Source organism: Enterococcus sp. JNUCC 77 (genome assembly GCF_054819945.1).
In genome coordinates, this window is the sequence record NZ_JBTHIG010000001.1 from 881,457 (window position 1) to 893,698 (window position 12,242).

Consider the following 12,242-nt stretch of genomic DNA (forward strand, 5'->3'; position numbering starts at 1 on the left):
TAGCAAATCAAAGGAGGAAGATTTATGTCACAAGTAGTTACTGATAAAACTTTCAGTCAAGAAACTGACGAAGGATTAGTTTTAATCGACTTTTGGGCAACTTGGTGTGGTCCTTGTCGCATGCAAGCACCAATTTTAGAACAATTATCTGAAGAATATGATGATAGCGAATTAAAAATCGTAAAAATGGACGTGGATGAAAATCCCGAAACTCCTTCATCGTTTGGAATCATGAGTATTCCTACTTTAGTTCTTAAAAAAGACGGCGAAATCGTCGATAAAGTGATTGGTGTACATACCAAAGACCAATTAAAAGAATTAGTTACATCACATATGTAAGCTCGTTAACAGAGTCGGGACAAAGGAAAATTTTTGTCTCGGCTTTCTTTTTGTGAGAAAATATTCCTAGCGAAAACTTAGGAGAATCCAAATGAATGAAAGAATAAAAAATAAATTAGCGCTTTTACCAGATCAACCTGGTTGTTACTTAATGAAAGATAAAAATGGCACAATTATTTATGTAGGTAAAGCTAAAATTTTAAAAAATCGTGTACGTTCTTATTTTACTGGCAGTCATAATACGAAAACTGAAAGATTGGTTAGTGAAATTGAGGACTTTGAATATATTGTTACTGAGTCTAATATTGAAGCTTTATTGTTAGAAATTAATTTAATTAAGAAAAATGATCCCAAGTATAATATCATGCTAAAAGATGATAAAACCTATCCTTTTATTAAGATCACTAATGAAGATTATCCTCGATTATTAATTACACGGAAGGTTTTAAAAGATAAAGCGTTGTATTTTGGTCCTTATCCTGATGTTGGTGCCGCAAATGAAACCAAAAAATTATTGGATCGCTTGTTTCCATTGCGAAAATGTAAAACTTTACCGAAAGAAGTTTGTTTGTATTATCATATGGGACAGTGTTTGGCTCCGTGTATTTTTGATATTCCAACAGTCCGTTATCGGGTAATGGTAAATGAAATTAAACAATTTCTAAATGGTGGTCATACAAAAATTCAGGAACAATTAGAAGTAAAAATGGCTCAAGCGGCTGAAAATATGGAATTTGAAAAGGCAGCGGAATACCGGGATCAAATTAAATCGATTGAAACAGTTATGACGAAACAAAAAATGACCAACGCTGATTTAGTTGACCGGGATGTGTTTGGATATAGTACTGACAAAGGTTGGATGTGTGTCCAAGTCTTTTTCATTCGCCAAGGCAAAGTAATTGAACGAGATGTTTCAATGTTTCCTTTTTACAATGACGCTGAAGAAGATTTTTTAACTTACTTAGGTCAGTTTTACCAAGAAAATGAACATTTTATTCCAAAAGAAGTGTTAATCCCTGACGATATTGATCAAGCCAGTGTTGAAGCCTTGTTAGATACTAAAGTTTTACAACCTCAAAGAGGCGAAAAGAAAAAATTGGTAACCTTAGCTAGTAAAAATGCTCGAGTAGCCCTAAATGAAAAATTCAATCTGATTGAACGGAGTGAAGCGCGGACAATTGGCGCTGTCGATAAATTAGGTGATGCTATGAATATTCCAGCACCAATTAGAATTGAGGCTTTTGATAATTCAAATATTATGGGAACTGATCCGGTGGCAGCTATGGTAGTCTTTATTGATGGTAAGCCTGCTAAAAAAGAATATCGGAAATATAAAATTAAGACCGTTAAAGGTCCAGATGATTATGCATCGATGCGAGAAGTTATCTATCGACGCTATTCTCGCGTATTAAAAGAAGACCTACCTTTTCCTGATTTAATTGTAATTGATGGAGGCAAAGGGCAAGTTGATGCTGCAAAGGAAGTTTTAGATAATCAACTGGGTCTAGATATTCCGATTGCTGGATTAGCCAAAGACGATAAACATAAAACCAGTGAATTGTTATTTGGAGCAGACTTGTCAGTGGTCCCACTAGAAAGAAACTCGCAGGAATTTTTCTTACTACAAAGAATTCAAGATGAAGTCCACCGTTTTGCAATTACCTTCCATCGTCAATTAAGAAGTAAAAATAGTTTTGCTTCTAAACTAGATGCGATTGATGGTTTAGGCCCTAAACGCAAAAAATTATTGTTAAAAGAATTTAAATCTTTGAAAAAAATCCAAGCAGCTTCAATTGAAGAATTAAAAATGATCGGCTTACCTCAAAAGGTTGCCGAAAATGTTTATCAAAAATTACATGAAGACTAGTGAATATTATTTCACTGGTCTTTTTTTGGTAAAGCTATTTTTTTATGATAAAACGGACGATGTAAAAGGGATTGGATAGTAATCGACGAGCAGAGATGCTATTTTTACGGCAGAAAGAGTTTCAGAATTATTAACGAACATCATTTCGATTTTTTCTTCTTATATCAAAAAAAATTAAAAATAAATTGACAAAATATATATCATTCGATAATATATCGTTAAGAGATATATCAGTGAGTGATATAGAGAAGGTGAAAAGATGGATGAAGCATTAACAGATTCGAACTATTTAATTTTGTTGGCTTTATTAAGACCACAACACGGTTATGCCATTATGAAAGAAGTCAGTGCTTTAACTGAGGGAAATTTTGAGATCGGGCCCGCTAGTATGTATACGATTTTAAAAAAATTAACCAAAAGTGGTTACATTACTTTGGAAGAAAGTACTGATCGAAAGAAAATCTATCAAATTACAGATAGTGGAAAAGAAGTTTTACGAAAAGACGTCCGACGACGAAAATTATTTTACCAATTCGGTGAGAGATTACTATCTGATGCAGGAGGCGAAGGTTAATGGGGTTGTTTGAGAAGAAATATTTACTCAGCTTAGGTGTGGCCTTTTATCCAGAAAAAGAAATGCTTCGCCTTGAAAAACAAGCTGCTAAAGGTTGGGAGTTTGAGAAGTTAAATATTTTTGGCTTTTTAGTTTTCAAGAAAGGCGTTCCACAAAACCGGCAGTATGCAGTTGATTATTTTTCTGGTAAATCAGAAGATCTCTCAGAGTATTTAGAGATGTATCAAATAAGTGGTTGGCAAAAAGTCAGTGATTTCCGAAAAAAATATTATTTTTTTTCTGCTGATAAAGATACACCTAGTATTTTTTCCGACGAAGAAAGCTATCGTGAAAAATTTAAGTTGGAATGGCGCTATAATTTTTTGCGCTCGCTGATTTATGCACTGTTCGGCTTTATTGTACTGGTAGCAATTAGTTTTATTCAAGCAGCTGAGTGGCCGGTACCTAACGGATTATTATTATTCATTGCTTTTTTTGGGCTTTTTGGTGTTTTTTTTCCGATTGGTATTTTTGCAACGATGTTGTTTTATAAATTGTTTTACCGAGATCGTACAAGATATTACAACCAACCAGATAAGTTTGCTAAAAAGCAATCGTTTATTCGCGACCAATCTATTTTAATGATTATTGGCGCAGTCATCGGAGCCGTGATTGGTGTTGGTTTCGCATTATTGTTTTCGAGTTTATAAATGAAGGAGTGGGAAGAATGTTACAAGTGGAGCAACTTAGTAAAACTTTTGGAGACTTCAAAGCGTTAGATAATTTATCTTTAACGATTGAGGATGGGAAAATTTTAGGTTTAATTGGACAAAATGGTGCCGGTAAGACGACAACATTTCGTTTGATCCTAGATTTTTTAGCAAAAGATAGCGGGAAAATATTATGGAACGGACAACCATTAACTGAGAAGGATTATAGCATCATTGGCTATTTACCAGAAGAACGAGGATTGTATCCAAAAGTATCGATTGAAGAACAATTATTGTTTTTTGCCGCTTTAAGAGGCAAGAAAAAAGCTGAAATTGTACCAAAAATTGATGAATGGATGGAAAAATTCCAAGTAAAAGGTAAGAAAACAGATAAGGTTAAATCCTTATCAAAAGGGAATCAGCAAAAGGTTCAATTGATCGCTACTTTGATTCATGAGCCTAAATTAGTTATTTTGGATGAACCTTTTTCTGGCTTGGATCCAGTGAATGCGGAACTATTAAAAGATGGCATCATTGAGTTAAAAGGTAAAGGTTCATGTGTTATTTTTTCTAGTCATAATATGGATAATGTCGAAAAAATTTGTGACAATTTAATTATGTTACGGAATGGCCAAACTGTTTTAGATGGTAAGGTTCATGAAATTCGTGAATCTTTTGGACGAACGAAACTGTATCTAGATTCTTCATTAACAGCTGCGGAATTGGATGAATTTGCTGGTGTTGAAAAAATTGTTCAAAAAGAAGATGGAACTTTTGATTTAACTTTGTCTGATCCGGAAATTGGCAAAGATATTTTCGCTAAAGCAACTGAAAATGGCTATATTCCAATGTTCAATCAGCAACCACCAACTTTAGAAGAGATATTCAAATGGAAAGCAGGTGACCAACATGAGTAAAATGGGAATTATTATTAAAGACGTTTACAAAAAAAATGTTAAATCAACAGCTTTTGTCATCATGATTTTGGCACCATTTTTGCTAATGGGTATCTTTTATTTGGCACAACATTTCTTTGGTAATACAAATGATATTAACGAAATTGGTATCATTAGTAATCAGCCGGCAGTTGCAGAACAATTAAAAAGCCAATCGTCAGAGGATTTTAATTTCAAAGTAATGGATTCAAAGAAACAAGCACAAAATCAATTGGAGAATGAAAAAATTGATGCTTATTTCGTTATCGATACAAAAGATGATGATACTGTTCAAAGTACCCTATATAGTACTTCATCATTAGGTACGACCACAGAAGGTGCGCTGACACAAATAACTAATCAATTGCAGTTGGGATTACGTGCTGGTCAGTTAAATATCAACAATCAACAAGTCGCTCATATTATTGAACCCGGGCAATTTCAAGCAAAACGTGTGAATTTTGAAGATGGTAAAATGAAAGTTGATGAGGCTGATACCGGCGCGCAATATTGGATTAGTTTTGCAACAACTATTATTATGTTTATTTTTATTATGAGTTATTCTTCAATTATTGCACAAGAAATTGCTTCAGAAAAAGGGACCCGAATTATGGAAGTTTTATTATCCAGTATGAAGGCTAAAACTCATTACTATGGGAAGCTTATTGGCGTTTTACTAGTTGCGTTGACCCAATTAATTATTTACGGTGTCGCCATTGTTGTGGGTTATCAGCAATTTAAAAATACCGATTTTATTGCTGGGATAGCTAATAATGTCACCTTTAAACATTTGTTTGGCGTAAACACAATCATTATGCTGGCCTTTATGATTTTCGGAATTTTACTTTATGCAGTATTATCTGCTTTATGTGGTTCTTTAGTTAACAAACCTGAGGACACTGCAAAGGCGATACAGCCAGTGATGTATCTTTCATTAATTGGTTATATGCTAAATATCATTATGGGGGCAGCCAATCCAACCAATATTATTGTAAAGGTCACTGCATATATTCCATTTCTTTCCTCATATAGTATGCCACTGAGACTGTCGACAGATACAGTGAGTCTTTCTGGGGCTGTAATCTCTTTAGTTGTCTTGATTGTTTTCACCATTTTATTGAACTTATTTTCAGCTCAGTTATATAAATCAAATGTATTGGTTTATAGTGAAGGTGGCATGGTGAGTGCCTTGCGCCAATCATTTTCAATTATGCGCAATGATCGGGAAAAATAATCAAAATATTTGACCAAATAAAAGATTTTCTTCAAAATAAAGTATAGTTGAAAGATTTGGAGGAGGAATTTTGTATGGAAAAAACAAAAAAATTAGCTAATGGTTTAGAAATGCCACGTTTTGGTCTAGGTGTTTGGCGTGTAGATCCGGAAGATGCAATTAATTCGGTAAAATGGGCGATTCAAGCAGGATATCGTTTAATCGATACAGCGGCAATTTATAAGAATGAAGCTGAAGTTGGTGAAGGTATTCGCCAATCTGGCGTATCACGGGAAGAGCTGTTTATTACTACAAAATTATGGAATGCTGATCAAGGCTATGAAACAGCACATCAAGCATTTGATGAAAGCTTGAAAAAATTAGGTTTAGATTATGTTGATTTATACTTGATTCATTGGCCAGTTCCAGGTAAATTTAACGATTCTTGGAAAGCGATGGAAGAAGTTTATGAAAGTGGTCGAGCAAAAGCAATTGGTGTTTCTAATTTCCATCAACACCATATTGAAGAATTAATGACAACTGCAAAAATTAAACCAATGGTTGATCAAGTTGAAATTCATCCTACGTTAACACAAGAGCCTTTGCGCAAATATTTAGCTAGTGAAAATATTGCAGTTGAAGCTTGGTCCCCACTAGGACAAGGGAAAATTTTAAGCAATCCAACTTTAATGAAAATTGCTGAAACCCATCAAAAAAGTGTAGCCCAAGTGATTATTCGCTGGCATTTACAAAGTGATATTATTGTGATTCCAAAATCAGTGCATGAAAATCGGATCAAAGAAAATTTTGATGTGTTTGATTTTGAACTAAGTCCAGATGATATGAAAGAGATCGATAGCTTAAACATTAATGAGCGTTTAGGTGGAGATCCAGATAATTTTAATTTTTAAAAAAATGAGCGTCGTCATTCAGTTGACGGCGCTCGTTTTTTTAGAATTTTTGGACAAAAAAATTGAACAATTCCTGCTCTTTAGGGTCTGCTTTATGAACTAATTCAGGATGCCATTGAACACCCAAAATCGGCACACCAGGATCTTTGCTTTCAACAGCTTCGATAATACCATCCTTGGACCAAGCAATCGCTTTTAGCGGTTCAGCTAATTCTTTTAAGGCTTGATGATGAAATGAATTGACCTGTGTTTCTTCAGCTAATAAATTTCCTAAGATAGAATTATTTGCTACTTTAATCGAATGTAAAGCAAAAGCAGGTGGTGTTGGGAACATATCGTGTTTCACTGACCAATCATTATACAAGGATAAATCTTGATAGAGATTTCCTCCTAAAGTGACATTTAAAATCTGCGTGCCACGACATACAGTAAAAATTGGTTTCTTTTGTTCAATAGCTTCTTGGATAAGAGCCATTTCAAACAAATCTCGCTCCAAACTAGTCGCACCTAACTTAGGATGAGGTTCTTCCCCATAGAGGCTAGGGGTAATATCTTGTCCACCAGCTAGCAAAAGTTTATCAATTTTTTCAATATAATCTGCTGCTAAATCGGCAAGACCAAGAGGAAGTACTAAAGGAACTCCACCTGCTTGATGGATACCATCAATAAAACCTTGGGGAGTATAACTAAAAGGTTGATCAAAAAAAGCTGTGTTATCTAAATAATGTTGGTTGGCAACAATACCAATGATTGGTTTTTTCATATAAAACTCCTTTAAATGGTTTATCCTTTTGATAACATAAAATAATCTTTTTGGCAAGATAACCTACTCTGTCATAAGAATCCTTTTTTTTCTTAATAACTTCTGATATACTATAATGGAATTGAATTTATTATTCAAAATGGTTGGGCGTAAGCTTCAAGGATCATGTTTCTCAAGGGGTGAGAGAAACACTTGAAGATTTGCGGCCTTTTTTTGTTTTCAATTAAAAAAACGAAAATCATCAAAAAAATGAAAATAAAAGATAACCAAATTAAAGGAGGAGCGGGATGCTAGAGGCACTGGAAAAAATCAAAGCAGCCGAAGAAAGAAACGAAGCACAAATGAACCAAGTCAAAAAAGAATTGTTAAAACTTGAAAAAAAGAATCAACAATTGTTACAGGAAAAACAAGCAGATTTACAAAAAAAGAATAACGAAAAAATAACTGAGAGAAATCGTGAGTTGAATGATGACCTAAAAAAAGAAGCGCTTCAGCTAGAAGAGCAAAAAAAACAGTTAGCGGATCATTATCAAGCAAATTTTGAATTAATTAAGGCGCAAGCAATTACAAAAATTTTAGAAGGGGTGAGAGAAAAATATGGCAGTCAGTAAAATGAAAAAACTGACACTCATTGCTGAAGATAAAAAAACCCATGAAATTTTAGTTACCCTTCAAGGATTTCAAGGCGTTGAAGTGCGTGATGTTTTCGATTTAAAGGAAAATAATCAGTGGGTAAAAGCTTTTTTTACTGATTTTGAACCAAATGATCAGCAAGACCAAATTCAACAGATCGATCAACAAATTGAAGCTATTCATCAAAGTATTAAATTTATTAAAGATCATGGTAGCAGTAAAGAAAAAGCGATTCATTTAAAACGCAGATTTTTGACCTTGCAGCAATTAGAAGAACAATTTGATCCAGAAAAATTATTGACTGAATTAACAGAAATTGAAAACTTAATCAGTCGTTTCGCAGAACTGAATCAAAGAGAAAAAACATTGACGGTAGAGGAAGAAGTTTTTTCTAAATGGCAGTATTTAGATGTTATTCCACAGCAAAATAATTTGAAAACGAGTCAAACTTTTTTAGGAACAGTTGAGACTGAGAATTGGGAAAAACTAAAAGCTGATCTACAGCAAGAAACAATTTATTTCGAAGAAGTTTATAGTGATGGGAAAATCACTAATTTCAGTTTAATTTATTTAAACCAGCAACAAGCAGTCGTCAAGCAATTAATCGCTCATTTTAGTATCACGAAGTTTGATTATCTAGAAAGCCAGTTACCAAAAAATAAGTTAGCTGAAATTCATTCTGAGCAAAATGATGTTTATCAAGCAAAACAGCAATTATCTACTATGATTGGTCAAAAGCGAGTAAATATTCATGAATTGGAGTGGGCAGAAGAGACTTTACTTGCCCAGAAAAATCGATTGTTAGTCCATAAGAGCTATATCCAAACAGACCATTTATTTGTTTTGCAAGGTTGGATTGCTGAGGATGAAGTGTTGTCTTTGGAAAAAAGGTTAGCAACAGAAGAAGTTTATTTAAGCGTGGAAGAGCCTAATCTGGTTGAAATTGAAACAGAAATTCCTACCAAGCTTAAAAATAGTCGTTTAGTTAAGCCTTTTGAAATGCTGACTGAGATGTATGCACTACCGAAATATGAAGAAATTGATCCGACACCTTGGTTCACGCCGTTTTATTTAGTGTTTTTTGGCATGATGGTCGCTGATATTGGATATGGATTATTGATGTTGATAGCAACGACAATAGTTTTAAAATCGCAAATATTACCAAATGGGACCAAGCGATTCATGGAATTCTTTCAAATTTTGTCCATACCAACTATTGTATGGGGACTCATTTATAATGGATTCTTTGGTTTTTCATTACCATACAAACCAATATTGTCTACCAGTAATGATGTAATTACGATTTTAATTTTATCCATCATTTTCGGATTGATCCAAATTTTCGTTGGCTTAGGATTGGCAGCTGCAGAAAATATTAAAGCAAAAAATTATTTGGCAGCTATTTCTCAAGGCTTTGCTTGGCAAGGGATTTTTGTAGGCGGTATTATTGCTGCCGCTGGGAAGATGCTTTTAACTAGTTCGCCAATCTTTATTTTAGGGATAATTATTGCTGGAATTAGCGCTCTTTCAATAGTCGTTTTACCGATGGTTGGCAGTAAATCAAAATTGGCAGCGTTAGCCGGTGGGGCCTATGATTTATACGGCATCACAGGTTATATCGGAGATTTAGTAAGTTATACACGTTTGATGGCTTTAGGTATTTCAGGTGGGAGTATCGCCGCAGCGTTTAATATGCTGGTGGGTTATATGCCACCGGTTGCAAAATTTAGTGTAGGGATTTTGCTAATGTTGGTCTTGCATGGCTTGAACATTTTCTTATCCTTATTAAGTGCTTATGTTCACGGTGCACGATTACAATACGTAGAGTTTTTCGGCAAATTTTATCAAGGTGGAGGCAAACCCTTCAAGCCTTTGAAAACAGAGGAAAAATATATCAATATTGAAAAGAAAGATAAATTGGAGGAAATTTCAAAATGACAGAGTATTTAATTAACAATAGTGGTGGGATTATTTTTGCGATTTTGGGTATGGCAACAGCAACAATTTTTTCAGGAATTGGTTCTTCGAAAGGTGTGGGGATGACCGGTGAAGCAGCGGCAGCTCTAACAACTAGTCAACCTGAAAAATTTGGACAATCATTGATTTTACAACTATTACCCGGAACACAAGGATTGTACGGGTTCGTAATTGCCTTCTTAATTTTTACTAATCTATCGTCTGATTTAACAGTTGTTCAAGGGTTAGGCTATTTAGGAGCATCTTTACCCATTGCTTTTACTGGTTTATTTTCTGGAATTGCCCAAGGGAAAGTGGCTGCAGCGGGTATCCAAATCTTGGCTAAAAAACCTGAGCACGCAACAAAGGGAATCATTTATGCAGCAATGGTAGAAACTTATGCCATTTTAGGCTTCGTTATTTCTTTCCTATTAGTAGGTCAAGTATAAGGAGCGATTTAAATGGATGCTATTGAAAAAATCATTGATCAATTAAATGAAGAAGCACAACTTAAGCAAACAGAATTTCAAGTAACGGAAAAAATGCGAATTGAGCAAGAATTTCAAGCTAGTTTACAAGAGATTGAATTGGAACAGAAAAAAAGATATGAAAATCAATTAGATCAATTAGAAGAAAAAAATAAGCAATTAAAAAATCGCCAACAAGTAGCAGCTAAACAAGCTAACTTAAATTTAAAACAACAATTATTGGATGAAATGTTTATTGCCGCACAAGAAGCCATGAATGACTGGTCAATTGAAGAACACCAAAATTTTGCTAATGGAGCATTAAAAAAATTAGCAGTTTCTGGCTCGCTGAAATTCATTTCTGGTGGAATAACTAAAGATGTTTACACCGAAGAATGGTTGGCTATCCAAAATGCACAGTTAAAATACCAACTAACATTATCAGATGAAGTGATTCCCAATCAAGCGGGGTTCATTTTAGATCAAGCAGGTATTCAATATAATTTTCTCTATCAAACATTAATCGAGGAACAAAAAGAAACATTAAGCTTCGAACTGGCACAAACCTTTTTGGATTAAGGAGGTCTAAATGAAAACTTATAGCTATCATGAGTTAAATCCTCTGATTCGCTTAAAAGAACTTGAATTGTTAACCCCAGATATGTTTGATCGTTTAGTTGCTGCAAAAGACTTAAAAGAAGTTCAGCAATTGCTAAATAGTACTTTTTATGGGGAATTTTTACAGGGAGATTTTGCTGAGACTTTTGAAGAAAGCTTACAAAACTCTTTTAATCAATTAATTACAGAATTAATCGAACTGGCACCTGAGCCGGAAGTGATATGGATTTATACGATGCGATTTACTTATCATAATTTAAAAGCCCTGATGAAGGCAGAATTACTTGAACAAAACTTTGATGAATTATTTTTGTATGATGGATTTTATTCTTTAGAACAAATTAAAAGTGTGGTTAAAACTGGACAATCTAATAGTTTACCTGATGAGATTATCGGTACGGTAAATGCGGTTAAGGCACATTTTTCAGAGTCTAATAGTCTACAAGGAATCGATATTATCTTTGACCGTGATTTTTTGCGTAATCAAGAAATAGTAGGAGAAAAGTTAGGCTATGTCGCGCTACTATCAGAAATCACAGCCTTTATTGATTTTACTAATTTAATTATTTTAGGTCGTGGCATTCGTCAAAAACGAAGTAAAGCCTTTCTATCTACAGTTCTTTCTAGTCAAGGAAGTATCGCCAAAGAAGATTTATTAGCGATTATTGAACAGCCCCAAACATTTGCTGATTTTATTTTGGCTAGTCCTTATGGAAATGAAGCAGCTTCAGCGGTAGTAGATGGAAAAGTTGACTTAGCAAAATTGGAAAAGGCCAAAGATGATTATTTGGCAAGTTTATTTGAAGCTTATCAAGTTGAAGCTTTCGGTCCATTACCAATGTTAGCTTTGTTGCACGGAAAAGAAACTGAAATAAAAAATCTGCGTTTATTAGTTGTTGGAAAAAAAATCGGAATGGATCAATCTGATATTAAGGAAAGGATGCGAGTAACCCATGACGCATAAAATTGGTGCAATTGGCGATAAAGACTCGGTATTGCCTTTCAAATTATTTGATTTTGATGTAAGAACGGATAAACAACCAAGTGCTATTCGAAAAAATATTGAAGAAATGGCTCAGTCAGGTTATGGGATCATTTATCTGACTGAACAATTTGCGCAACTGGTTCCTGAAACTGTCAAAAGATATGAAGAAGAGATGATCCCTGCGATTGTTTTAATTCCAAATTTTGCAGGAACAGATGGACTGGGGCAAAAAATGATTCAAGATCAAGTAGAACGAGCAGTCGGAATGAATATATTGTAAAGGAGCAGACAG

General features: G+C 34.3%; 14 protein-coding genes and 1 other annotated feature. Of the genes, 13 read left to right on the forward strand and 1 reads right to left on the reverse strand.

Features of this window, described 5'->3' with window-relative positions:
- Positions 1–24: 24 nt before the first annotated feature.
- The 7 genes from trxA to ACVWNY_RS04535 all read left to right on the forward strand — a co-directional run bounded on the left by trxA (position 25) and on the right by ACVWNY_RS04535 (position 6,528).
- On the forward strand, positions 25–339 hold the full coding sequence (gene trxA, locus ACVWNY_RS04505; RefSeq protein ID WP_218324587.1) for a thioredoxin: 315 nt from the start codon (positions 25–27) through the stop codon (positions 337–339).
- 91 nt (positions 340–430) lie between these two features.
- Positions 431–2,206 carry an excinuclease ABC subunit UvrC gene (gene uvrC / locus ACVWNY_RS04510; RefSeq protein ID WP_218324588.1) on the forward strand — a complete coding sequence of 592 codons (1,776 nt, stop codon included), beginning with the start codon at positions 431–433 and terminating at the stop codon, positions 2,204–2,206.
- Positions 2,207–2,465: 259 nt separating this feature from the next.
- Entirely contained in the window at positions 2,466–2,780 is a 315-nt protein-coding gene (locus ACVWNY_RS04515) for a PadR family transcriptional regulator (RefSeq protein WP_218324589.1), read from the forward strand.
- On the forward strand, positions 2,780–3,469 hold the full coding sequence (locus tag ACVWNY_RS04520) for a DUF2812 domain-containing protein (RefSeq protein WP_438720332.1): 690 nt from the start codon (positions 2,780–2,782) through the stop codon (positions 3,467–3,469). Before ACVWNY_RS04515 ends, ACVWNY_RS04520 begins: the two co-directional genes overlap by 1 nt.
- Before the next feature lie 17 nt (positions 3,470–3,486).
- On the forward strand, positions 3,487–4,386 hold the full coding sequence (locus ACVWNY_RS04525; RefSeq protein WP_218324591.1) for an ABC transporter ATP-binding protein: 900 nt from the start codon (positions 3,487–3,489) through the stop codon (positions 4,384–4,386).
- Positions 4,379–5,638 (forward strand): ABC transporter permease, encoded by a 1,260-nt coding sequence (locus ACVWNY_RS04530; RefSeq protein ID WP_218324592.1) that lies wholly within the window; start codon positions 4,379–4,381, stop codon positions 5,636–5,638. Before ACVWNY_RS04525 ends, ACVWNY_RS04530 begins: the two co-directional genes overlap by 8 nt.
- A 74-nt stretch (positions 5,639–5,712) precedes the next feature.
- Positions 5,713–6,528 carry an aldo/keto reductase gene (locus tag ACVWNY_RS04535; RefSeq protein WP_218324593.1) on the forward strand — a complete coding sequence of 272 codons (816 nt, stop codon included), beginning with the start codon at positions 5,713–5,715 and terminating at the stop codon, positions 6,526–6,528.
- 40 nt (positions 6,529–6,568) lie between these two features.
- On the opposite strand, the gene ACVWNY_RS04540 is transcribed toward ACVWNY_RS04535, so the two are convergent.
- The gene (locus ACVWNY_RS04540; protein ID WP_218324594.1) at positions 6,569–7,291 is read right to left on the reverse strand and encodes a gamma-glutamyl-gamma-aminobutyrate hydrolase family protein; all 723 of its coding nucleotides are present in this window, start codon (positions 7,289–7,291) and stop codon (positions 6,569–6,571) included.
- A 141-nt stretch (positions 7,292–7,432) separates the two neighbouring features.
- Positions 7,433–7,481 (forward strand) — a sequence feature (sodium ion sensor (DUF1646 type); this cis-regulatory element may regulate processes involved in with the transportation of sodium ions).
- A gap of 97 nt (positions 7,482–7,578) precedes the next feature.
- On the opposite strand from ACVWNY_RS04540, the gene ACVWNY_RS04545 reads away from it, so the two are divergent.
- From ACVWNY_RS04545 to ACVWNY_RS04570, 6 genes are read left to right on the forward strand one after another with little or no spacing between them, the layout of a single operon-like run.
- Complete coding sequence (locus ACVWNY_RS04545) at positions 7,579–7,902, forward strand: hypothetical protein (RefSeq protein WP_218324595.1); 324 nt, start codon at positions 7,579–7,581, stop codon at positions 7,900–7,902.
- Entirely contained in the window at positions 7,889–9,862 is a 1,974-nt protein-coding gene (locus tag ACVWNY_RS04550; RefSeq protein ID WP_218324596.1) for a V-type ATP synthase subunit I, read from the forward strand. Before ACVWNY_RS04545 ends, ACVWNY_RS04550 begins: the two co-directional genes overlap by 14 nt.
- The gene (locus ACVWNY_RS04555) at positions 9,859–10,329 is read left to right on the forward strand and encodes a V-type ATP synthase subunit K (protein WP_218324597.1); all 471 of its coding nucleotides are present in this window, start codon (positions 9,859–9,861) and stop codon (positions 10,327–10,329) included. The genes ACVWNY_RS04550 and ACVWNY_RS04555 overlap by 4 nt, the downstream gene beginning before the upstream one ends.
- A gap of 12 nt (positions 10,330–10,341) precedes the next feature.
- Positions 10,342–10,926, forward strand: a complete 585-nt coding sequence (locus tag ACVWNY_RS04560) for a hypothetical protein (RefSeq protein WP_218324598.1) — start codon at positions 10,342–10,344, stop codon at positions 10,924–10,926.
- A 10-nt stretch (positions 10,927–10,936) separates the two neighbouring features.
- Positions 10,937–11,929, forward strand: a complete 993-nt coding sequence (locus tag ACVWNY_RS04565; RefSeq protein ID WP_218324599.1) for a V-type ATPase subunit — start codon at positions 10,937–10,939, stop codon at positions 11,927–11,929.
- Complete coding sequence (locus ACVWNY_RS04570) at positions 11,919–12,230, forward strand: V-type ATP synthase subunit F (protein ID WP_218324600.1); 312 nt, start codon at positions 11,919–11,921, stop codon at positions 12,228–12,230. The genes ACVWNY_RS04565 and ACVWNY_RS04570 overlap by 11 nt, the downstream gene beginning before the upstream one ends.
- Positions 12,231–12,242 lie beyond the last annotated feature (12 nt).